The organism is Capnocytophaga sp. oral taxon 902 (genome assembly GCF_013394735.1).
Classification (GTDB): Bacteria; Bacteroidota; Bacteroidia; order Flavobacteriales; family Flavobacteriaceae; genus Capnocytophaga; species Capnocytophaga ochracea.
Genome location: NZ_CP058261.1, coordinates 1,588,799 through 1,612,146 on the forward strand (window position 1 = coordinate 1,588,799; position 23,348 = coordinate 1,612,146).

Consider the following 23,348-nt stretch of genomic DNA (forward strand, 5'->3'; position numbering starts at 1 on the left):
CAATAAAGCCATCAATCTCGTCTTACTTCCCTCTGGCAAGTCCGAATCGTCCGACAACTCTGGATATATATAACAAAAAAGGCTGTCCTATTTTAGGACAGCCTTTTTTATATAACTTATACGGTTCGTACGCACTTGTGTGGCTCACACGCTCGCACTATTTTACTCCGTGCATCATCGCTTGAAGTTTCTTGTTAAGGAGTATCATTCCTAAACCGCAGAGGATTACAAATCCTGAAACCGCAGCAAATACTACGCTTGCCCCAAGTTTCTCTACGTAAGAAGCAATCACTCCTCCTGCTGCATTGGCGAAGAAAGCAGCCATCATCCAAACACCCATCATAAGTCCTGCTAAACGCGGAGGTGAAAGTTTTGTAACCGTAGAAAGTCCTACGGGTGATAAACACAACTCACCAATGGTATGAGTAAGGTAAGTAAGCACCAACCAGGCCAAGCTCGCTTTCACTGCTATATCTTTAGGGTCTACCCCTATAGAGCCACCGCGCTCGTAAACAGCACCAAGCATAAAGAAGAACCCTACCCCTAAGAGTATCATTCCCATTCCCATTTTAAACGGAGTAGTAAGACGTTGTCCCATTTTAGTACCCCAAAACGATGCAAATACCGGTGCTAATAATACAATAAACAATGGATTTACTGATTGGAACCAAGCAGTAGGAATTTCAAAGCCCATCACCGTCCTGTTGATATAGTTATCGGTATAAAGGGTAAGCGAAGAGCCCGCTTGCTCAAATCCTGCAAAAAAGAAGATTGCAAAGAAGAAATAGATAAAGATAACAGCAATACGCTCTTTTTCTTCTTTGGTAAGTGGTTTTTGCACTTCGGCTTCCGAAAGTTCTTGTATTTTTTTCTTACCACCTTTTGGTTGCAATCCAAGGTCGCCTAAGTATTTCTGTGCAAAGAAAACAAATATCAACTCTCCTATAAGCATACCGATAGCAGCTGCCAAGAATCCATATCTATAACCGTAAGACATTATTATTTGTCCTGTTTCTGGATTAATAACATTTTTGGCGAAAATATTATCAGTAAGAAATCCAGTAATGAGTGGTGCTAAGAAAGCCCCTAAGTTAATACCCATATAGAAAATCGAGAAAGCCGAGTCTAAACGTTTATCACCAGGTTCGTACAATCCCCCTACAAGGGCAGAGATATTTGGTTTGAAGAACCCATTACCAATAATAAGCAAGAAAAGCCCTAAATAAATTCCTAAGTGCGGGTATATATTAGGAAAAAAGGTCTGACGATCCAAAGCAAATAATACGAACTCACCGAAGAACATTATGAGCCCCCTAACAATACTGCCCTGCGTTGTCCTAAAAAGTTATCGGCTATCCAACCGCCAATCAGTGGAGTGAAATAGGTAAGTCCTGTAGCAAAGCCATAGATAAGACTCGCTGTACTTTTGTCAAAGGCAAGGCCTCCTTCTAAGAAAGTTTTGGTGAGGTATAACATCAAAATACCACGCATTCCATAGTAACTGAAACGCTCCCACATACCTGTTAGGAACACCAAATAAAGCCCCTTAGGGTGCTTCTTTTTCGCATTTTCTACGTTTGTATCCATTTATTTAATAAATTAAAAAGTTTGTTTATAAATTAAAATTCTACATTAAATATTTTTAATCCAGTAAAGTTTTTCTTTTACAGATTGTCCCCCTTCGGGGGAACGGGGGCTTTGTTTATAAATTTTCTATGATAAAATTCGTCATTTTTGTATATAACTGATAGCGTGTGCTACCTGTGTTGTCGTAAATACCGTGATTCTTATCGGGGTAAATTAACCAATCAAAATCTTTTTGCAAACTCACCAAGGTATTGATGAGCACCATTGCGTTTTGCACGTGTACATTATCGTCGGCACTACCGTGAATGAGCAAGTATTTACCTTTGAGTTTGGCAGCGTGAAACAACGGTGAATTTTCGTCGTAACCTTTTGCGTTCTCTTGGGGGGTGCGCATAAAACGCTCGGTGTAAATAGTATCGTAAAAACGCCAATTGGTAACAGGGGCTACTGCTATCGCCATCTTGAATATATCGCCTTTTTGAAACAAACAGTTAGACGACATAAATCCGCCAAAACTCCAACCCCATATCCCTATTCTGCTCTTATCTATATAAGTATAAGCCCCTACGAGCTGAGCGATATCAGCTTGGTCTTCAACTTCGTATTTACCCAGTTGCTGATAGGTACATTTCTTAAAATCTGCTCCTTTGTAACCTGTGCCTCTGCCGTCTACACATAGCACTATATAACCTTTTTGGGTGAGCATTGCGTGCCAAAAGTCGTTCATATCCCACCATTGGTCGGCGACTTCTTGTGAACCTGGTCCTGAGTATTGGTACATCAAGAGCGGATATTGCTTTTTAGGGTCGAAATCCTTAGGTTTGAGCATATAAGCGTTGAAAGTACCCTTAGCAGTTTTCAGTTCCATAAACTCTTTTTCGGGCAAATTATAGGCTTTCAATCGTTGGGCGTATTCGGTATTGGTAACAATTTCTTTGAGTTGCTTGCCACTTTTGGTATCGTTTAGCGTATAGCGTGGAGGCGTAGTAGCATTGGCAAAAGCGTGAATATACATTGTATAATCCCCACTGAATGTGCCTTTGTTTGTTCCTGCCTCAGTAGAAAGCGCGCGAGGGGCTTTGCCTTTGAGGTTTACCGCATAGAGTCCTCGGCGGGTAGAGCCCGTCTGGGTAGATTGGTAGAACAACTGCTGGGTTTTAGGGTCGTAGCCATAACAATCGGTTACTTCCCAGTTACCACGCGTGAGCTGGCGTACTAATTTTCCTTTGGCATTGCAGTAGTAAAAATGGTTATTCCCATCTTTCTCCGATTGGTAAATAAAACTATTATCGGGTAAAAATAGTATATCCTTGTTGATGCTTACATAAGTCGCGCTGGTTTCCTTCACTAAGGAAGTCGTCGCCTTCGTCTGGCTATCCACTTGTAAAAGTTGCCAATCGTTTTGGTGGCGATTGAGAGTTTGTACCGTCAGCTTATGAGGGTCGTTTGTCCATTGCAAACGTGGGATATAATAGGCTTTCAAGAGTATTTCAGCCACCGATTTATCAGCCACAGTATAGATGTGCAAACTCACCGCCGAATTAGCTTCCCCTGCTTTGGGATATTTGAAAGTATAAGGTGTAGGATAGAGGTCGTAACCGTAGATGTCCATTGAAAACTCAGGTACTTTACGCTCATCCGAACGTATAAATGCTAATTGTGTACCATCGGCATTCCAAGCAAACAATCGCACAATCCCGAACTCTTCTTCGTACACCCAATCAGCAGTACCGTTAATGATAGCGTTCTTCTGTCCGTCGGTAGTGATTTGGGTTTCTGCACCCGTCGTAAGGTCGTATAAGTACAAGTTGTTTTCGTATACAAAAGCCAATTGCTTACCGTTAGGTGAAAAAGTGGGGACTTGTATGCGCTTATCGCTCACTTTTTTAAGGTCGCCAGTGGCGAGGTCGTACAGAAAATAATCGGCTATAAACGAATGTCGGTAGATATCCTCTTTTCGGGTAGCGATAAGGAGCTTTTTCTCATCAGGAGAAAACTCATAGCTTTCAATCCTATTCACCCTTTCATTAGTTTCAAAGAGAGTTTGTACTTTGCTGAGCGTCGCAAAGTCGTAAAGGTTAATTTCCTGAATATGTTTGTCACGGTTATATTCGAGCACTGTATATTGTGGGGTTTTCTTCAGTGCCTTCAAGTTGTACATACGTTCGGGGTAAAAAGCGTGTTGCGTCCAGATATTCTCTAAAGAAATAGACTGTGCAGATAACAAGTAAAAGCTAAGAAATAAAGCCAACAAAAGCTGGGTATGTAAGTATTGGTGCACTCTATTGCGTCTAAATACAGCCACCTTTTGTAATTCATAATTCGCCATTTCTAATTAGTCTTTTGTCATTTATCATTAACCTCTAACCATTGATTATTAATTTCGCGGTCAATATTAGTCAATATTTTTGATATAGAAGCTATCTTTTAATCTGTTTTTTTATATTTATTTTCTATATGATTGATTTTGAATAGCTCTCACTGTTCAACCGATTTTCATATTCCCCTAATACTTTTAGCTCTTCTGTCATAATATCCAAAAGTTGCATCGCTTGTTGGTATCGGGCATAGCTATCAAACACCACATCTACAAAGAATGCGTATTTCCAAGGAGTCTCTATTACAGGCAACGACTGTATTTTAGTCATATTCATATCGTAATCGCGTAACACGTTCAGCACCGTTGCCAAACTACCACTCTTGTCATACACCTGGAATTTAAGCGTTGCCTTATTGATATCTCTTTTGGGCAGGTGTGCATCAGTTGTTTTGAGTACCACAAAGCGGGTAGCATTACGCTTAATGGTTTGTATGCTTTCCGCAATAATAGGCAAGCCGTAGAGCTCAGAAGCCGATGCCGAAGCAATAGCCGCCACCCCTTTGAGTTGTTGCAAGTGTATCTGTCGTGCTGCCTCAGCTGTATCAGGAGATTCTACCAGTCGTATATCAGGATAATCGTGAAAGAAATCCTTACACTGCAACAGTGCCATATAGTGCGAATGCACCTCAGTAATATCCTCCAAGCGTTGCCCTTCTAGTGCCATCAAGTGGTGCTGTATGTTCATATAGTGCTCCCCTGTAATATGCAGGTTATGGCGGTCTATAAGCGCATAATTAGGTAATATTGCTCCTGCAATGCTATTCTCAATAGCCATCACGCCCCAGTTAGCATCGCCTTTCAGCAGTGCTTTCACTACCGCATCAAAAGTACGACATTCCAGTACCTCTATATCTTTGCCAAAGTAACTCTCACCCGTCTGATAGTGAAACGAACCTTTGATACCCTGTATTGCTATTTTTTCACTCATTTACATATTAAAAATCACCCCTTGCGCCTCTTTTTATGGCAATATCGCTCCTACTGCTATATCACAGCGGTGTCCCGGTTGCCCGTGAGGCGGATTAGGCTTCCCTGAAAAGCCCGGTTCAGTAGTCCCCGTGTGTTGTTGTGCCATTTTTGGGTCGATAACTATTTGTTGTTCTACCGTTTTAGGCGTAGCTGGTGCTTGCTGTTTCACAGGCTTACTGTTCAGCGGAGCGCCCACCGGTATATCACAACGGTGCCCTGGTTGCCCGTGAGGCGGATTCAGTTTCTGTCCCTTCGTCGCCACCCCTTGCTGTGTCTGAGGTTGTGCCACCTGCACCTGTTGCACTTGTGGCATACCTCCCGAAACTACGGGCTTAGCATCGGCACTGCTCACAGGCTGTGCTTGTGTTTGCGTTTGGGCTATCACATTGCCGTCGTTGGGTAGCGGAGCCCCCACGGCTATATCACAACGGTGTCCTGGCTCTCCGTGAGGCGGATTGAGCTTTACTCCTTGCTGTGTAGCTGGTAGCGATACGTTGTTAGAAAAATTCGCCCCACCCGCACCAAACGGATTTCTTTCGTTGCTCTTATCGCGTGCTTCCTCAGCTTTCTGAGTGTTAGCAAGAGCATCTTCGGCAACAGCTATTTCCTGTTGCCCGTTATTACAAGCCATTAGGGCAAACATTGTGGTAGTGAGTATAGTAAATCTTACATTCATAAATGGGTAAATTTTCGGCAAAGATAGAAAATAATTATCAATTAGCAATTCACCCATAAATATTTTCTCACCCCCAGCACTGTAAGCTCTAACATTCGTTATATATCCTACACAATCCCTGTTTGCATAGTTCTTTTTTCTACGAAAACGCTTCCTAACAGATATCCTCTCGTCATTCGTCCCTCGTCATTTCTTCCCTTTTCCGTCGCCATATTCCCCCTTTGAAGGTAGCCAGCAATAGCTGAATATGTGCACTGCTAGAGCGGAGTATGTGTAAGGAAAGAGGTTTCTTTCGCTTCCCCGTCACTACACTCCCCCTTTGAAGGGGGCTAGGGGATGTTTCATTATTTTTTTCCGTCACTAATTCCCCTTTTTTGAAGGTAGCCAACAATAGTTAGGTATGTGCCCCGCGAGAGCAAAGTGTGTATAAGGGAGGAGGTTTGTCACCTTTTCCAGCTTGTCCCCCTTCGGGGGTTCGGGGGCTTACCAAATAAATGACTCGCCACATTCCCCCTTTGGACGGAAGTCCGCGAGAGCAAAGTATATGTAAAGGGGGAGGTTTTTTTTGATTTTCCGTCATACTCCCTCCTAGTGCCTATGGCCTAAGGCCTATCACCTATTCCCTTTTCTTTCGCCTCGAAACCCCGTTTTTACCGTTTTTTGTGTCGCTGTATTATACTATGAATCAACTTTTTACACACCCTTTCTATACCAATCGTCCAAGATTCGTATAAGCTTCCTATAAGCTCTCTATAAGCTAACCCCACCCTCCTTACACCCTTTTTTCACCAAAATTTCTCCTAACTCTCTTCCGAACTTCTCCGTTTCCTTCCGCTCTCTCTAACCTATCCAATTTGTCCAACAAGTCTGACCTGTCAAAAAATGATTTTTATCACTATTCATTTTCTAATTTCCTAATTTCCTAATTTCCACATTTGCTAATCTGCTAATTTAACAGCCCGTGCGGCTCGCACCTACGACCTTTGACAAAGTTAATTATCAGTATTTCTGGCATTATTGACATTTTTAGTATTATTGGCATCATTATTTTTGTTTTATAAATAATAATTCACTACCTTTGTACCGAATTTTAATCACATACGTTATGAAAACACGTACAAAAATCTTAATTGTAATAGTTATAGCTCTTTTAGTTGCTCTCTTAGCACAAGACATCGACAGTCTATTAAACTCTTTTTATGAGGGGTATGAAAAAGGTAAACAACGCTGATGATTTTTATAATGCCTGTATGTGATGGCTCTCCCAACATTTTCCTTAATTTGCATTTTAATAATAAGCATATGAAAAAATCAAAACCCAACCGAATTATAGGCGCTTTCCTAATACTAATGGCAATCGCCTATCTGTACAACAACTGGGCTTCCGCCAAACAAGGGTTCCTTGAAGGATTGTTCGGACAATAGTTATTAACATTAATACTCGTTTGTAATATGAAAACAAAAGAATCAGAAACAGTATCCATACCCAAAATGATATTCTTAGCCATTCTACTATGGTGGTTCTTATATGGCGTTTTTTATGCCTTAGGAGAATTTGTAGGGAATATCCAGAAAGACTTATGAATTTTCTTACCTCAGTCCGTCGCCTTATTCTTAGTGACAAAAAACTAACCCTTGTAGCTGTTATCTTATCCTTTTTTTTTATTTATAGATTAGGGAAAGCTACAGGCGAATTTTTGTATTATATCTCTCATTAAACCCTTATATTATGTGGTTAGTTATTGTATTTTTATGTATCTTTTTAGCCAGTGCTTATCGCGAGAAAAATAAAGAAAGGCGCTTGGTGCTCTCTATTATTTGGGCGATAGCAATACTCCTTACCATAGGCTTCCAAATAGGAAGAGACCGCGCAAAAGCCGATATAGCTACAGAAGAATCTATGATTTCAAAAACTAAATAATAAGAATGCTCGTATAGCTCGCTCCTCCGAGTCCCTTCGTCAGCGTGAGCTACAAGCTCACGCTCCATTTCTTCATTCTCTCATTTCCTCATTCTCTCATTTCTTCATTCTCTCATTTCCTCATTCTCTCATTTCCTCATTCTCTCATTTCCTCATTCTCTCATTCCCTAATTCTCTCATTTTCTAATTTTCTCATTTTCTAATTTTCTCATTTTCTAATTCTCTAATTCTCTAATTTGCCACATACTCAGCTGTCATAAATTTTATCTTTTATCTTCCAAAAACTTTTTTTGCTTTTTATTTGCTTTTATCTTTTTTTGTTTATATCTTTGTCCTCTAAAACAATCGTAAGTTTTAGAATGTTAAACGAAACTATTATATTATGAATGAATTAACAGAAAAAGACCGCCAATTGCTCATTAAAAAAGGGATCTCCGAAGAAATACTCGATGCCCAAATAGCGCAATTCAAACAAGGAATTCCTCCTATACAACTGTATAAAGCCGCTGTGATAGACGATGGTATTATTCCGCTCAGCAAAGAAGAAGCCGCCAAGTACGCTGCTATTTACCAAAAACGAAAGCGCGGTAACACTATCCTCAAATTCGTTCCTGCCTCTGGTGCGGCTACCCGTATGTTTAAAGCTCTTTTCGCTTTCCGAGACGATTTCGAACCCGATCGTGAGTCATTTATAGCTTATGTCAATAGAACAGGTAACAAAGAAGTTAAAACCTTCTTCGAAGGTCTCGAACGCTTTGCCTTTTATCCTATCTTAAAAGCTGCTATTGATAAAAATCACCCCGACTTTTCCTCACTAAACGAAGATATCCAAAAACACATCATCGTCAATACGCTTCTCAATGAAGAAGGGTTGGGCTATGGCAATATGCCTAAGGGATTATTACCTTTCCATAAGCATTCCGAGAAAATCGCCACTCCTTTTGAAGAGCACTTCCGCGAAGCAGTACTTTATGCCTCCGATGAGGAAGTAGCACACCTACACTTCACCATCACCGAGCAGCATACCGAAGCTTTTTATAAGGAACTCAACCATATCAAACCTATACTCGAAGAGCGCTATAACATTACTTTCGATGTAACTTTCTCTTACCAAAAACCAAGTACTGATACAATTTCGGTAACCGAAGATAATGAGTTTTTCCGCGACGAAGAAGGTAATTTAGTCTTTCGCCCTGCGGGGCACGGAGCGCTACTCAGCAACCTCAACGATATCGATGCCGACATCATCTTCATCAAGAATATTGATAATGTGGTAGTGAAAAAGTATACCGATGAGACCGTGTTTTACAAAGAAGCGCTCGCCGGAAAACTATGTGAAGTACAAGACGAAGTGTTTAAAATCTTACATCGTATAGATAATGATAAGATTAAGAAGAAAGAGATTAAGCATATCCTCGATTTCCTCAAAGAAATCAATATCTCCGTTCCCGATTATCTCTATAAATTCCGCCGTCAATATGCTATGGAGTTCATCAAAGAGCAACTGAATCGCCCTATACGCGTATGCGGAATGGTGAAGAACGAAGGAGAACCCGGTGGAGGTCCTTTCTGGGTGAAAGATGGTGAAGGTTATAGTTTACAAATCATCGAATCTGCACAGGTGAATATGGCAGATGCCAAACAAAAAGAAATTTTCCAGCAATCTACTCACTTTAACCCCGTAGATTTGGTTTGTGGCACGAAGAACTACAAAGGCGAGAAATTCGATTTACAACAGTACGTAGATCCTAACCAAGCCTTTATAACTTCCAAAACCTTTATGGGCAGACCGCTAAAAGCATTGGAACTCCCTGGTTTGTGGAACGGCTCAATGGCTCACTGGATTACCCTTTTCGTAGAAGTACCTATCATCACCTTCAACCCCGTAAAAGTAGTAAACGATTTATTGAAGAAAACTCACCAAGGATAATTCTTTATTAACAATTGATATTATTAAGAAAGCGTTGGCAAAGGTCGTGCTACCACCTTTGCCAACGCTTTTTGTGTAATAACTTTTTACCTTTTATTTTTTTGTCACGTCCTAAAAAAGGTTGTCATAATTAATTATTGTTTTATTAGTCAAATTTTTTTCATTAAGCTACCTTTTGAAAGTACACCTGATTCTAACTTTTTTTTTATTTCATCGCCCATTCCTGTTTCCTGACCAAGAATTTGAAAATAAGTCTTATAAACTTTATTCTCTAAAGTCGTTTCAGCAAAAGCCTCTTTAAGGGCTTTTAACTCCTTTTTAAGAGCTTGAAGCTCCCTGATTTCATCGATTGTTTCCACGCGTACTATTTTATTTAATAAGTGATTTTTACCATACTTTTTGAGCCATTTTTGAATCGTTGTACTTCCTCCAATGCCGTACTTGCGTCGGTAGTTTTCAATACTCAATCCGTTTCTCTCAATCTCTTCTACGATACTCAACTTAAAGCAATCACTGTACCGAACTGTTTCTTTCCTTCCTTTTGTCATATCTTTTTATGGTTTTTAGTGTAAACCTATTTCAGGATATGACATATACGCTTCACATTTCACTTTCCCCTTTCAAATACTCTCTCGGTGAGACATTGTAGAACTTCTTAAACGAGCGACTGAAATTCGATAGCTCTTGGTAACCCACCTTATAGGCTACTTCCGAAATATTCAAATTGCCTTGCTTCATCAGTTGGGCAGCGGCGGTCATACGTATTTGTACAATCACGTTGTAAGGGGTGGTGTTCATAATGGCTTTTACCTTTTTGAAGAGTTGGTTGGTGCTCATATTTAGGGCATCGGCGAGGGCATCGATACCAAACTCAGGGTCGCTGAGGTGTTCCATTACAATGTTGTTCACTTTATCTACAAACTCTTTTTTCCAAGGTTGCCCGATGAGTTTTTCGCGGTATACATTTAGGTCAGATGAGGAGCTGTACTGTTCCCACAGCTTCTTGCGCGAAAGCAGTATATTTTCGATGCGCTTGCTGAGTATTTTAGCCGAAAAAGGTTTGGTGATATAGTCTTCCACACCCAAACTGTACCCCTCTACCACTTGCGATTCTTTGTCTAAGGCAGTGAGCAGAATGATAGGGATATGGTTTGTTTTTTCGTTAGCGCGCAGTTCTTTTACCATTGAAATGCCATCGCGTTTGGGCATCATAATATCCGATACGATAAGGTCGGGGATATGGGTAATAGCCAATTCTAAGCCCTCTTCGCCGTCGCGTGCCAATAGTACGTGGAAATGCTCGTTGAGAATGTGCTGTATATAATCGCGCATATCGTCGTTGTCTTCCACTACCAAAATAGTCTCTTCCTTGTCGGTTGCATTTTCTTGCGGAGCTATTTCTTTTACTGCTTGGGTAGTGTCTATCTGTTGCAAGGTGATAGACGCCTCGTCGTGGAGTTGTGGCACATCTAAAATAGGCAACAATACCGTGAAGGTAGCCCCTTGTTTTTCTTCACTTTCTACCTCTATATGTCCTTGGTGTAGGTCGACGAGGTCTTTGGTGAAGGCGAGCCCTAAGCCAGCCCCCTCGTTGTGGAGTTCTTTTTGGCGTTTGCCTTGCAAGAAAGCGGTAAAGAGCTGTTTTTGTTCTTCTTTGGAGATGCCAATGCCTGTATCGGCTATCTTGATTTGCAAAAACTTCTGCTGATTTTGCACCACAGTGGCAATGAGCACCGTGATTGCACCTTTTTCGGGGGTGTATTGGAAGGCATTCCCGATGAGATTGTAGAGAATTTTGTCTAATTTATCGGCATCAAAAGGCATCCACAAGCTGGGCATTGTACTCTTGATAGTGTATTGTATTTGTTTTTCTAAAGCCAGATAAGCAAAGGTTTCACTCACTCCTTTTACAAATTTCACTACATCGTCGTATTGTAAATTCAGCTCTAATTTGTTCTTTTCTAACTTTCTAAAATCGAGTAATTGGTTGATGAGGCGCATCAGTTTTTGGGCGTTGCGCAACATCATTGTATATTTCTCTTTGTGCTGCTTAGGAGAATTCTCATCATCTACCATTTGGTTTAGCGGACCTACAATCAGCGAAAGCGGTGTTTTGAACTCGTGAGAGATATTAGAGAAAAAGTTGGTTTTCATCTCGTTGATTTCGTACATACGCTGGGCTTCCAATTGCGAGATACGCAGGTTCTGCTTGTCTCTTTCCTTGATGGTGTAATACTTCACAATAAGCACAAGCAAGCCCACTCCCAGTAAGGCATAGAGGATATAAGCCCAAGTTGTTCGCCAAAGCGGAGGGGCTACTACTATCTTAATCGTAGTAGGTTTTTCGCTCCACACCCCGTCGTTGTTAGTGGCTTTTACTTTAAAAATGTAAGTCCCTGGGTTGAGGTTTGTATAAGTAGCGATGCGCTCAGAAGCATCGTAAATCCAATCGCTGTCGAAACCTTCGAGCATATAGGCGTATTGGTTTTTGAAAGAAGCGCGGTAGTTCAATGCCGAAAAACGGAATGATATTACTGATTGCCAATGTTTGAGATGAATGCTTTGGGTCTCATCTATCACTTCGGAGAGCACCCCTCTTTCTTCTGGTCGTACCGATTTGTTGAATATTTGAAAATCGGAAATTACTACTTTGGGTTTGGTTTGGTTAAGAGTAAGCTGTTGAGGATAGAAAGTATTAAAACCGTCTTTTCCTCCAATGAGCAACTCGCCGTCTTTGGCTTGTGCAAAAGCCCCTAATTGAAAGCCTGAATTTTGCAATCCGTCGTACTCGTTGAACACTTGGAACTGTTGGCTTTTTGAGGTGTATTTCAGTACTGCCGAAGGGGTACTCATCCACAGATTGCCCTTATCGTCTTCTGCCAAACCGAAAATAGGGTCGCCATAGTCGGTGCCTTTACGGCGAATGAGTTCAAAGCGCTCGGTTTTCTTGTCGAACTTGTGTAGCCCTCCTTTAGTGCCTATCCACAAGGTGCCGTCCTTGCTCTCGTGGATAGCCGTAATAAAGTCGTTGCTCAGGGCGTGTGTGTTGTTTTTTAGGGCTGTATAGGTGTGTTTGAGTTTTAGGTCGCGGGTGTAACAACGCAAGCCTTTTTCGGTGCCTACCCACAAAAGGAGGTCTTGGTCGCGGTGAATTACGTGGGTTTTATCTTCGGGGTAGATAATGTTTTTACTTTCGAATAGGGGAGTAAAAACACCCGTAGCGGGCTGGTAGTTAATTGCCCCCAACTCGGTAGCAAGCCAAAAGGAATTATCCCAATCTTTGGTAATTTGATAGACGTTGCGGTAGGTGTAGTTCGTACCGGTAGCCACTGGAATGGGCACTTGACTAAAACTATTAGACGAAGGGTTGTACTTAATGAGGTAATTGGCGTAGTTGCCTATCCAAATATTGCCTTCAGCATCTTCACAAAAAGCCTGATAGAGCTGGGTATTGGGGTTGTAGGACTGGTTGCTAAAAGCAGTGAGTGTCTTTCTGTCGGGGTTGAGTTTATCAATATGGTTTAAGCCACCTATCCAGAGGTTGCCTTTGCTGTCTTTAAAGATAGCGCGCACTTGTTTTTCTGAAAGAAAATTCTTGTACCTCACCCATTTGAATTGGGTAGGGGTAGGGCTAAAATAGTAAATCCCTGAGGCAGTACTCACCCACATCAGTTGGCTTTTATCTCGGTAGATGTGATTCACACTTTCATTAGCGAGTTGCGGGTTTTGCAAGTCGGTAATGGTGTGAGTGTTTTTGTTGAGGAGTTTGATGCCCTCGTTGGTCTCTATCCAAATGTTGTGCTGACCGTCATCGGCTACCGAAAGCACGTTCACATTGTGCGTGCAATGGGTCGCGTCGCATACGGCATAACGTTGGTAGTTTTTCGTTTTTTCATTTAAGCTATACAAACCACCGTGAGCCGATGATACCCAAACAGTGCCTTCTGGGTCTTTGTAGAGGTTGAAAATGTGCTTGCATACCTTCTCATCAGTGCCGTTTGTATGCCAGTAAGGGTGTAGCTCAAATTGTTTTTCCTTGCGGTTAAAACAGTACACCCCGCCACCCCACGAACTGAGTATGAGCGTGCCATTGGTAGCTACCATACCCGTAAGGGCGTTATTCAGAGGTTTGGAAGTGCCTTTTTCTCGGATGTCGTAATGAGTGAAAACACCTGTTTTGGGGTTGAGCATATCCAGTCCACCACGGTCTACGGCTATCCAAATCATACCCGCCTCGTCCTCTACTATGCCCGCTACATCGTTATAGCTAAGGCTTTTACTGCCTTTTTGATGTTTGTAGGTGGTGAAGATACCCGTGCGCAGGTTCAGTTTGCTGAGTCCTTCACCTTTTAAGCCAATCCAAAGGTTGTGCTGACTGTCTTCAAACAAACACCTGATAGAGTTCCCTGCAAGGCTGTTCTTCTGGGTGCTATTGTGTTTATACACAGTGATATCATAGCCATCAAACTTGTGCAAACCGTCATCAGTGCCTATCCATATAAAGCCTTTTGAGTCCTGTAACATACTGGTTACCTCATTGCTTACCAATCCGTTGTGGGTGGTGATTTTGGATAGATACGCCCAGTCCTGCGCTGAGAGCAACGCAGGAAATAACACCCATATTATGTAGAGTAGTCTCCTCATTTTTCAAATTTGCTAATTCCCAAATTTTCTAATTTACTAATTCCCTTTTCCTTCATTACATTCCCTCTTTAAAGGAAGTCTGCCTTCGTCATTCGCCTCTCGTTCATTCGTCTTTTCTTTCAATTTTTCATCACTACATTCCCCCTTTGAAGGTAGCCAGCGACAGCTGGGTATGTGTAAAGGGGAGGTTTGTCTCTTTTTCCAGCTTGTCCCCCTTCGGGGGTTCGGGGGCTTACCGAATAAATGACTCGCCACAATTTTCTCCTTTGAAGGTAGCCAGCGACAGCTGGGTATGTGTAAAGGGGGAGGTTATCCCCTATTGCCTATGGCCTAAGGCCTAGTGCCTCTTCCTCTTTCTTTCGCCTCGAAACCCCGATTTTACTATTTTTGGCACTGTTGTATTGCAGTATAAATCAACTACTTATACACCCTTCCTATACCAATCGTCCAAGATTCGTATAAGCTTCCTATAAGCTCTCTATAAGCTAACCCCACCCTCCTTACAGCCTTTTTTCACCAAAATCCCCCTTAACCTTCTTCCGAACTTTTCCGTTTCCTTCCGTACGACTCAATCCTCCCATTTGCTAATTTCTCTTTTCCGTCCCTACACTCCCCTTTGAAGATAGCCAGCAAGCTGGCGTAGCTGGGTATGTGCCTCGCGAGAGCGGAGTATGTGCCAAGGGGGTGTTTATACAAAACTAAGAGAATTTTTATATAACGATAATGACCGTCGCTTTCCTAGTGCCTATGGCCTAAGGCCTAAGGCCTCCTCATTTCCCCCCTACCTGAATACTAAATTCGTAATGATAATACGGTTGGTTGAGCAAAAATTCTTTATGTACACGTGGCGACCAGCTGTCGTCTCCTCCTACACCCATTTGAGCCTCATCGATGTGCAAATAAGTGTGGTCTCCACGGCGCAGTTCTTGGGTTTCTTTGGATTGGTTCAGCGCGTCATCCGAATAGTCTTGCACGTTGAAATTAAAGAGTTTAGGAGCACTGATGTACAATTCGGTAGTACCCGAAAGGAGTTTGAGCCAACGGGTATCGATATGGTTGCCGTTTTCAGAAGGCATTACATAAGGGAAGTGCATATCCTTTACTGCACCGCTGTGAATACCCACAAAAGCCGATTCTTTTCTATCGGCATAAGTTTCATAAGGACCTTTGCCGTACCATTCCACTTTGTTAAAACTCTTGTCAAGTGTTAGGAGCATTCCCACTCTTGCCAAAGGAGGCACAGAGGCAGGTACTTCCACATTTGTGCTGATATCTATACGTCCGTCTCCATTGATGAGGTAAGTTACTTGTTGGCTGATATTGCCCGCTTTGGTTTCAGTGCGGTTGTGTGCTACTATCTTCACTCGGGTTTCCCCTATGGGCGTAGCTTTCATTTCGGTAGCTGTTACCGCAGCTTCTTTTAATCCCGCTTTGCGCCAAGCTGAGGCATATGATTGTTCAAAACCACCTTCATCGTTATCGGTAGGCACACGCCAAAAAGAGGGCACCATCGCTTCTGAAAGTAGGTTTTTCCCTTTATGCGTAAATTGACTTAAACCGCCCGTTTTTTTGCTGAATACGACTGTAAAATTGTCGCCTTTTACGGTGAAGTTTGTCGCTTCGTCAGTAAAGGTTAGTTTTTTATCGGAGGGCTTGATGAGTTCTCTCTCAACACGGTTAGGAAAAGCGAGTTGTTCTTTGGCTACTTCAAAATCTTTTGAAGACCAAGCAGTAGCCTTTTTATTCTTAAAACGGAAATTCATAAAGTATTCCTTGCCGTTTTGTACTAATTTTGTTTCGAAAGGTATTTGTAAGGCTCTTTGGCTTTGTGAGGCGATATTCAAATCGTTGATTACCCCATTAGCGATAGGCTTGCCATTCTCGATAAGTTCCCATTGCAAATACACCTCGTCGCTATTTACAAAGTAGTTGCTATTGCTGATGAGCACCAAACCTGTGTTGATATCAATATCCTTTACATTGAAATACTGATATACCTTTTTCAGTTCGTGCATTTCCGGTTGAGGAACGCCTGTGGCATTAACCAATCCGTCGTTCACATTCGCCTTGTCGATATGATTGATGATGTTCCAATACTCTTTGCCGTTCTTATCTTTGCAACGCAACGCTTGATCTTTCCAGTCCCACGTAAAACCACCTTGGTAGCGCTCATTGGTAGCAAAAAGCTCCCAATACTTGCGGAAGTTGCCTAAGCTGTTACCCATAGAATGGGCATATTCGCAAATAATCACAGGGCGTTTAGGGTCTTCGGTAAAGAGATTGTTCAGGTGGTTGAGCTCGGTGTACATATTAGAGATGATATCGTAATGCGAGAGCACGCCTGCATAAGCAGGGTTTTTGGATTCGTAGTGCACGGGGCGCTTTTGAGGGTCGAGGGCTTTTATCGCTTCGTAAGCTGCATCAAAGTTCTTGCCCCAACCCGATTCATTCCCCATCGACCAATAGATAATACAAGGGTGGTTCTTGTCGCGAGCAACCATATTCACATTGCGCTCCACGATGTCCTTTTGCCATTCGGGGCGTTCGCCTATATAGTAGCCACTCTCCCACAATCCGTGGCTCTCGATATTAGCTTCGTCTACCACATATAATCCATATTCGTCGCAGAGGGTATACCACTCAGGCTGATTGGGGTAGTGAGAGGTGCGCACCGCATTGATGTTGTGCGTTTTCATCAGGATAATATCGTCAATCATCGATTGGCGGGTGATGGTGCGACCGTTATAAGGGTCGAACTCGTGGCGGTTCACTCCTTTAAACTTCACAGGCTTGCCATTCACAAGGAGCAATCCGTTTGTTAGTTCAACTTTCCTGAACCCTACATTTTGAGTAAACGATTGTAATACTTTGCCTTTGGCGGTGAGCAAACTGAGTTCCACTTTGTAGAGGTTAGGGGTTTCGGCAGTCCATTTCAACGGATTTTTTACAGCTATTTGGGCACTAACGGTAGCTTCTTTTCCCGCAGCAATATCCGCAATAGAGGCTTTTTCAGTGCCTATCACATTGCCTTTGCTGTCTTTAAGAGTGGTTTGTACCACAAGGGCATCACTTACTTTTTCGCCTAAATTCTGTACCTCTACTTGCACCTGCAAGGTAGCATCGCGGTATTGCGCATCGAGCTGAGGATAAACCGAAAAGTCACGCATACGCAGCTCGGGGGTAGCAAAGAGGTATACATCGCGATAAATACCGCTGAGTCGCCAAAAGTCTTGGTCTTCTATATAACTGCCGTCCGACCAGTTCAAGACTTCTACATACAGCTCGTTTTTGCCTTTTTTTAGGTAAGGAGTGATGTTGAACTCGGCAGGTAGCATTGCATCTTCGTGATAGCCCACTTGCTTACCATTGATGAACAACTCCATCGCCGATTGCACTCCCGCAAAGTGAATAAATACCTGTTCGCCTTTCCATTTGCTGGGCAAAGAGAATTGCGTTCTATACACTCCCGTAGGGTTGTAGTCCTTAGGAGTGTAAGGAGGGTTCATTGCAAACGGATATTTGATATTGGTAAAAACAGGAGGGTCATATCGGTTGCTTTGCAGTTGCCAATTTGAAGGCACTTTTATAGCGTCCCATTGGGTAATGCCTTTGCCCAAAAAGAAATCGGCAGGCACTTGTGAAGGGTGCTTGAAGTAGGCAAACTGCCAATTGCCGTTGAGAAGTACTTTTCCAGCCGGCTCATAGTGGCTATGGCTTTTTTCGGTGTTGATACTGCTTACTGCTAAGTTTTCCCAATCGTGGGTTTGCGCTATGCTGAGGCTACTCGCCAAGGCAAGTACTGATAAGAATAAGGTACGTTGTATTCTCATAATCGTTTACTATTTTATGGTTTGTTATTCTTCTATTGTAAAATGTTGTTCGTTATTATTATCGGCAGAATGTAAGCCCACCCACAGCAAGCACTCGCTGGGCTCAGTGTCCTTTTTTCCATTGATGCCGTAAAAGGCAAGAGCTTCGGAAGGCAGTTCAAAATGGACTTGTTTGCTTTCACCTGCTTTGAGAGGGATTTTCTGAAACCCTTTCAATTCCTTTACGGGGCGGCTAACACTTGCTACTAACTGTCGGGTATAGAGTTGTACCACTATTTCGCCCTCGGTTGTTCCTGTATTCTGCACAGAGGCATTTACTATAATGCTATCGTTATAGCGTTTGATACTTTTTTTATTCAGATGCACATTATTAATAGCAAAGGTAGTGTAACTGAGTCCATACCCAAAAGGATAAAGAGGCGTAATGGAACTATCCAAATATCCTGCGTTATAATGAGGGCGGTGGTCTACTTCTTCATTGTTTGTATATACAGGTCGCCCTGTACTCTTGTAGTTGTAGTAAATAGGGATTTGTCCTACACTGCGGGGGAAAGACATCGTTAATTGCCCCGAAGGATTTACATCGCCTGCTATCACATCGGCAATGCCATAGCCTCCTTGCGTACCAGGAAACCACGCTTGCAAAATAGCTTGTACATTCTCGTTTTCCCAAGAAAGGTCGAGCGGTCGTTCGCTAAAAGTAATGATAGCTATGGGCTTGTTTATGGCTTTTAGTGCTTCGAGCAATTGGCGTTGTGCTTGAGGCAAACGAATATCGGTGCGCACCGCCGATTCTCCTGACCAGCTGCTCTGTTCACCTACGGCCACTAATACCCTATCAGCTTTGCGAGCTATAGCAACCGCTTCTTTGAGTTGTTCTGTTGAAATAGTTGTAAAACCACAGCCTTCGGCATAGAGAAGTTTTACGTTTGTACCCTTGTATTTCTCGGTAAGCCCTGTGAGTAAACTCACGCTTTGTTTGCCGTCACCTAAGCACGTCCAACTGCCGTTGATATCACTTGTGTTGTTCATCATAGGCCCTATTACAGCAATCGTTTTACCGCTATCTTTTTTGATGGGTAATACTTCAGCTTCATTTTTCAAGAGTACTACTGAGGAAGCAACAGCTTGTCGCGCTACTTTCAGATATTCCTCAGTAAAAGTATTTTCTTTGGCACGGGTTTCATCTAAGTATCGGTAGGGGTCATCAAAAAGACCTAAAAGGAACTTCATTTCCAATATATGCCTTACTGCTTTATCAATTTGAGCTTCGGTTACTTTGCCTTCTTTCACTAAGGCACTAAGGTATTTAATAAAGGTTGCCCCATTCATATCCATTTCTATTCCTGCATTGGCTGAGAGGTTTGCCGCTTGTTTATCATCTTTGGCTACCCCGTGTCGCACCAACTCGTTAATGCCTGTGTAATCACTCACTAACAAGCCGTTAAAACCCCATTCTTTGCGAAGTACCTCTGTAAGTAACCACTTGTAGGCGGTGGCAGGCACTCCGTTTATCTCGTTCAAAGAAGCCATTATACTGCCCACCCCTGCGTTTAGGGTCGCCTCATAAGGAGGTAAATATACATTGCGCAAGGTGTGCATAGAGAGTTCAGCTGTATTATAGTCCTTGCCTGATTCGGCAGCTCCATAGCCGGCGAAGTGTTTACCACAAGCTAAAAGTGTGTGAGGGCTACTCAACGTTTGCCAATTGTCTCCCCCTTGAAATCCTTTTACGCGCGCTTCGGCAATAAGGCTTCCTAAATAAGGGTCTTCGCCTGCGCCTTCCATTGCGCGTCCCCAACGAGCATCGCGGGTAATATCTACCATAGGAGCAAACGTCCAGTTAATACCATCGGCAGTAGCTTCACGGGCAGCGAGTTCAGCTGTTTTGCGCATCAAAGCCAAATCCCACGAGCAAGATTCAGCTAACGGAATGGGAAAGATAGTTTTATAGCCGTGTATCACATCTTGACCAAAGAGGATAGGAATACCCAAACGTGTTTGTTCTACCGCTATTTTTTGCAATTTTCGTATACCTACAACCGAAGTAGCGTTAAAAATACTTCCTACCAAGCCTTTTTCGAGGTAAGGTTGGTACTTATCAGCCATTACAGGGCCTGTAACCGACCAATCGGCTGAGAATTGCGTCATTTGTCCGATTTTTTCTTCAAGAGTCATCAAACGCAGTACCGAATCTACACGCTGTTCTATGTGTTTATCGCCACTGAAACTCTTTTGGGTGAGTTTTTCATTATCAGATTTTAGGATAGCGGGTGTTGCGCAACCTATCATAAGTAACGAAATAAGCGTTTTAAAGATGTGTTTGCTATATCTCATAGATACATTAACGTTTTTATAAAAAACACCTTCCTGCCTGTACCTTCCCTTAAAATGAGAATTACATATTGCTTTGTTTTTATAATTTTGCCCTTTGCTCATCTATCAGGGCAATAAGAAAACTAAGGAAAGAAGACAGGAAGATGCTATGGGTTTTCTAATACCACTACTATCGAACGCTTGAAGGCTGGAATCAATGCCTTTCCGTCATACATAGGCATATGTCGTTCCCATTTATCCGTCCAAGGGTCGTAAACACTGTAATGAGTATATTTTATATTTATAAGGTTGAGTGGTATTTCGAAATCTCGTTTCATTTGGGCAGGACGCCCCTCACGTAGCTCTGTTTTCCAATTGTTAGTTAGGTCTCTGCACCACAATATCGTTTTTGTTTTGCCTTTTAGTCCGTAACAGGCTACAGCATTTCTTTTGAAATAGAAGGGTTGCATCGCTTCTTTCACGGGGTCAATTCCTTCAATAGCGTTTTTGAAACGTCCAAAGTGATACCACAGTTGGTTAGGCTCTATGTAATGATCCCAATGCCAAGTATTGCCCGAACCTGCACTACCTCCAAAGAAAGGTGCAAAGATAAAATCGTGTAACAAAATGCCCTCTGTGTCTTTCGGATAAAGCGACGAAGGTCCTGCGTGGTTAGGGTTTACAGCTCCTATCTCATTGATGATAACAGGCTTGGGGTCGTTTTTCGTAAATGTCAAGCCCATAGCTACGGCATCGGTTGCTAAAGCACTCACAGCTCCTTTCACTATCGGGTATTGATGCCACTTGTCGCCCTCGTCTAAATAACGGTGAATGCTCAAAAACTCGTTGTCAGGTATTACTGCCAGCTTCTTGTAGTAGTCGTCCATATAAGGGGCGTGCATACTGCCTAAGGTTTGGGTAACCAATTGCTCAGGGCATAACTTTTTCACCTTACCGAGCATCTCTTTGGTAAAAGGTAGCCACTCTGCTTCGGGTACTGCTGAATCCATTTCGTTCCACAACTCCCAACCATATACATACGGGTGGTTTTGGCATTTTTTAGCAATCGCTCTGAGGCGTTTTAAGTAGGACTTTTTGCCTTTTTTAGTACTTACATACTCGCTTACATTCTTGAACTTGGTAGCTAGTGAATAGCTGTTACACCAAGAAGCCTCAGGTGAGATGTTATTAGAGATAGTACGCAAGTGATGTAGGGTGAATTTGATATAAATATGATACTTTTCTGCAAGTTGTAGCAACTGTTCTATACGCACTAACTTCTCGGGATTGTATTTCCCTTCCCTTTGGTCTTCTATTTCTAAGAACTCAGTACTTATCCAAATGCGCATTGCATTTCCACCATTCTCGGCAAAGTGTTTAAAGTACTTTTCTACCTCTTCAAAATTATGCGATGGTAGATAATTGGTGCTAATAGGAATCCACGTCGCACCATTTTTTTCAAAATAGCGCGGGTGGGTTTTGCTCACCGTTATATTTGCTTGTGCCAAACATAGCGGACTGCTTAGGCAAAGCATTAAAAACAAAGCGTTTCTTAGTGTTTTATATAGGGTTATGTTCATTTTAAATCAAGTAATAGGTAACAAGTTTTAAAAACGTTTTTGTTTTCATATGTAATAGTCTTTTTTATTACTTATTGTTTTATGAGAGTCGTTTTATAACACTTCTATTTTAGTTAAAGTAATATGATTATAACTATAAATTGCTGGGTGAATCCATTTTTTACAAAGAGTTTTTACCTCTCCTTGAATTTTTACTTTTATAGTAGTGCCCTCTTCCTTATATTTTAAATCTCTGATTTTTTGAGGAAAAATATCCTCATTGCAAACTATAAAAAAATGAAACCCCTTGCCTATCCAAAATGTGTTAGGATAATAAGTATTTTGATTGTTTGCATAACTTATTTCTTCTTCAAGAGATTCTTTAATAGTCCAAACAGTAGGACTATTGCACCCACAATCTTCTTGTGGAGGAGTCTCTTTTTTTGAGCAACCGCACCCCACTATTACCAATAACAGTAGTGCTAAAAACGTTTTTGTTTCCATAATGCTTTATTTTTATAAGTCGTGTTTTTATTTGTCTTACGAAATTCAATCGTACAGAAAGCAGGCAGGTTCTTCGCGTGAGCCTCTCAGAGTCCCTCCGACAAATCTGCTAATAATCCCGTGTGACTCACACCCTCATTTGCTCATTTCCAAATTTCCTAATTCTCTAATTTTTCCACCTGTCTTGCTACGACCTCGTGCCTAAATATCTTTGTTCACTTCAAGAGGCAACACTTCTACGGTTACAGTAGCGTTTTCAGGTAGTTTTTGTACTATCGCACCGTAGTATAACACTACAGGTCCAAATAGTCCAAGTAAGTCGAGGTCTACCGTAAGCACGTAGCTATTATTGTTTTTCTTGCTAAACCTACATTTCGCCTGTGTCACCTCAGAAAGCCCCTTTCTTCCTATGATAAGAGTCTGTGTACCGAAATCAATATCCTTAAATTCCTTTATAGTACTGAGGTCAGTATTAGGAAAGAGCGCTTGTAGGGCTTCTTTATTTTGCACAACTCGGTAACCATCTTGGGTAAGGGCAAAATTCACAAAACTATGCTCAGGTGTATTTGCTACAGTCGCAAAACTCTTAACCATTACAGCCTCAGGAAATATTGTTTCCTCTTCTGTTTTAGAACAACTGCAAGCTGTTATCACCAATAACAACATTGCTAAATATGCTTTTGTCTTCATATATAATTGTTTTTAAGATTACTTATTATTCTTTTCAATTCCTGCACCAAAGCATTTTCTATTATAAAAATACTCTTTGGCAGAAAGTCCTCTTTCGGAATTGTCGGCAACAGCCGAGTATGTATATAGGGAGATGTTTTCACCACATTACTCTCGTTATTCATCATTCGCCTCTCGTTATTACTTCCCTTTTCCATCATACTCCCTCCTAGTGCCTATGGCCTAAGGCCTAGTGCCTCTTCCTCTTTCTTTCGCCTCGAAACCTCGTTTTTACCATTTTTTGCATCGCTGTATTATACTATGAGTCAACTACTTATATACCCTTTCTATACCAATCGTCCA

At 41.9% G+C, this 23,348-nt stretch carries 16 protein-coding genes and 2 pseudogenes; 5 read left to right on the top strand and 13 right to left on the bottom strand.

The genetic code is table 11. The annotated features are described in order from the left end of the window. Nucleotides 1-157: 157 nt before the first annotated feature. From HW278_RS06865 to HW278_RS12545, 5 genes and pseudogenes are all read right to left on the bottom strand, one after another. Nucleotides 158-1,587 (bottom strand): annotated as a pseudogene (locus HW278_RS06865) (peptide MFS transporter). A gap of 115 nt (nt 1,588-1,702) precedes the next feature. Continuing rightward, the gene (locus tag HW278_RS06870) at nt 1,703-3,916 is read right to left on the bottom strand and encodes a S9 family peptidase (RefSeq protein WP_178977358.1); all 2,214 of its coding nucleotides are present in this window, start codon (nt 3,914-3,916) and stop codon (nt 1,703-1,705) included. Between the two features lie 124 nt (nt 3,917-4,040). Further along, the gene (locus tag HW278_RS06875) at nt 4,041-4,895 is read right to left on the bottom strand and encodes a prephenate dehydratase (RefSeq protein ID WP_178977359.1); all 855 of its coding nucleotides are present in this window, start codon (nt 4,893-4,895) and stop codon (nt 4,041-4,043) included. Between the two features lie 33 nt (nt 4,896-4,928). After that, entirely contained in the window at nt 4,929-5,612 is a 684-nt protein-coding gene (locus tag HW278_RS06880; protein ID WP_178977360.1) for a hypothetical protein, read from the bottom strand. Nucleotides 5,613-6,006: 394 nt separating this feature from the next. Continuing rightward, the gene (locus HW278_RS12545; RefSeq protein ID WP_255493546.1) at nt 6,007-6,120 is read right to left on the bottom strand and encodes a phosphinothricin acetyltransferase; all 114 of its coding nucleotides are present in this window, start codon (nt 6,118-6,120) and stop codon (nt 6,007-6,009) included. Nucleotides 6,121-6,717: 597 nt separating this feature from the next. On the opposite strand from HW278_RS12545, the gene HW278_RS12550 reads away from it, so the two are divergent. The 5 genes from HW278_RS12550 to HW278_RS06895 all read left to right on the top strand — a co-directional run bounded on the left by HW278_RS12550 (nt 6,718) and on the right by HW278_RS06895 (nt 9,463). Further along, on the top strand, nt 6,718-6,843 hold the full coding sequence (locus tag HW278_RS12550; RefSeq protein WP_255493547.1) for a hypothetical protein: 126 nt from the start codon (nt 6,718-6,720) through the stop codon (nt 6,841-6,843). A 71-nt stretch (nt 6,844-6,914) separates the two neighbouring features. Continuing rightward, nucleotides 6,915-7,037, top strand: coding sequence for a hypothetical protein (locus tag HW278_RS12555; RefSeq protein WP_255493548.1), 123 nt, complete (start codon nt 6,915-6,917; stop codon nt 7,035-7,037). A gap of 27 nt (nt 7,038-7,064) precedes the next feature. Beyond that, nucleotides 7,065-7,196 (top strand): hypothetical protein, encoded by a 132-nt coding sequence (locus tag HW278_RS06885; protein WP_009419051.1) that lies wholly within the window; start codon nt 7,065-7,067, stop codon nt 7,194-7,196. A 145-nt stretch (nt 7,197-7,341) separates the two neighbouring features. Next, nucleotides 7,342-7,533 carry a hypothetical protein gene (locus HW278_RS06890; protein WP_106096018.1) on the top strand — a complete coding sequence of 64 codons (192 nt, stop codon included), beginning with the start codon at nt 7,342-7,344 and terminating at the stop codon, nt 7,531-7,533. Between the two features lie 382 nt (nt 7,534-7,915). After that, entirely contained in the window at nt 7,916-9,463 is a 1,548-nt protein-coding gene (locus HW278_RS06895; RefSeq protein WP_009410612.1) for a DUF4301 family protein, read from the top strand. A gap of 149 nt (nt 9,464-9,612) precedes the next feature. Here HW278_RS06895 and HW278_RS06900 read toward each other — a convergent pair whose 3' ends face one another. From HW278_RS06900 to HW278_RS06930, 8 genes and pseudogenes are all read right to left on the bottom strand, one after another. Then, complete coding sequence (locus HW278_RS06900; protein ID WP_178977361.1) at nt 9,613-10,011, bottom strand: transposase; 399 nt, start codon at nt 10,009-10,011, stop codon at nt 9,613-9,615. Nucleotides 10,012-10,063: 52 nt separating this feature from the next. Further along, a complete protein-coding gene (locus HW278_RS06905; protein ID WP_178977362.1) occupies nt 10,064-14,107 on the bottom strand; it encodes a two-component regulator propeller domain-containing protein in 4,044 nt (1,347 codons plus the stop codon). A gap of 133 nt (nt 14,108-14,240) precedes the next feature. Further along, nucleotides 14,241-14,364: pseudogene (locus HW278_RS12895) on the bottom strand (phosphinothricin acetyltransferase). Between the two features lie 513 nt (nt 14,365-14,877). Further along, nucleotides 14,878-17,937 (bottom strand): glycoside hydrolase family 2 TIM barrel-domain containing protein, encoded by a 3,060-nt coding sequence (locus HW278_RS06910; RefSeq protein ID WP_178977363.1) that lies wholly within the window; start codon nt 17,935-17,937, stop codon nt 14,878-14,880. A gap of 24 nt (nt 17,938-17,961) precedes the next feature. Then, nucleotides 17,962-20,274: a beta-glucosidase BglX gene (bglX, locus tag HW278_RS06915; RefSeq protein WP_178977364.1), complete on the bottom strand. Its 2,313-nt coding sequence runs from the start codon at nt 20,272-20,274 to the stop codon at nt 17,962-17,964. Nucleotides 20,275-20,420: 146 nt separating this feature from the next. Continuing rightward, complete coding sequence (locus HW278_RS06920) at nt 20,421-21,833, bottom strand: cellulase family glycosylhydrolase (RefSeq protein ID WP_178977365.1); 1,413 nt, start codon at nt 21,831-21,833, stop codon at nt 20,421-20,423. 93 nt (nt 21,834-21,926) lie between these two features. Beyond that, on the bottom strand, nt 21,927-22,316 hold the full coding sequence (locus HW278_RS06925) for a hypothetical protein (protein WP_178977366.1): 390 nt from the start codon (nt 22,314-22,316) through the stop codon (nt 21,927-21,929). 201 nt (nt 22,317-22,517) lie between these two features. After that, nucleotides 22,518-23,006 carry a hypothetical protein gene (locus HW278_RS06930; RefSeq protein ID WP_178977367.1) on the bottom strand — a complete coding sequence of 163 codons (489 nt, stop codon included), beginning with the start codon at nt 23,004-23,006 and terminating at the stop codon, nt 22,518-22,520. Nucleotides 23,007-23,348 lie beyond the last annotated feature (342 nt).